The sequence below is a fragment of the Pontibacter sp. HJ8 genome, assembly GCF_054824225.1.
In genome coordinates this window covers 1-805 of the sequence record NZ_JSYF01000010.1, presented here as the reverse complement: position 1 = coordinate 805, position 805 = coordinate 1, and the positions used below count along the sequence as shown (strand labels likewise).

Genomic DNA, 805 nt, shown 5'->3' with positions numbered 1-805 from the left:
GGTCGTAGCAGCCAGATCGGTTGGACCGGCAATGTTTCCTACGGTTACCTCTTTGGCAAACGTACAGCCATTGGCATCTTTCACTGTCACGGTATAGGAACCGGCCAGCACAGCTTCAAATGTCGTTGCTGTTTGGTAGTTGGTGCCATTCAGGGAGTAGGTATACGGAGCCGTTCCACTTGTCACCCCGCTTACAGAGATAACGCCATTGCGGCTGCCGCAGGTAGACGAAGTGCTAGCCAGTGTTAGGTCAGTTGGTCCCGCGATATTTTCTACTTCAATTGTCTTGGCGAACACGCAGCCGTTCGCGTCTTTCACCGTGATGGTGTGCGCGCCGGCCGCCAACCCTGTGAAGGTAGCGGACTCCTGGAAGTTCGCACCGTCCTTGCTGTAGGTATAAGGAGCTGTTCCACCGGTCACGTTGCCGATGCTCAGGCTGGCGTTGCTGTTGCCGCAGGTCGAGGCAGCAGCTGTCAGTGCAAAGTCGCTCGGGCCAGCGATGTCCTTTACTTCCACTGTCACCGTACCCAGACAGCCGTTGGCGTCTTTCACGATGATGGAGTAAGTACCGGCCAGCAGGTTTTCAAATACCGTGGTGGTCTGGAAGTTGTCCCCGTCCTTGCTATAGGTATACGGACTGACACCCCCGGTCACGCCACTCACCGTGATACGGCCATTGCTGGCACCGCAGGTGGTAGACTGGGCAGTGGCGCTGAACACAGGTCCGGCCACATTGCTCACAGAAACTGCTTTGGAGAATACACAGCCTTTGGCATCCTTTACCGTGATGGTGTGGGTGCCTGCC

General features: G+C 56.4%; 1 pseudogene. It reads right to left on the bottom strand.

From position 1 onward, the window contains the following. Nucleotides 1-805, bottom strand: a pseudogene (locus OB13_RS00515) (hypothetical protein); the annotation flags it as partial.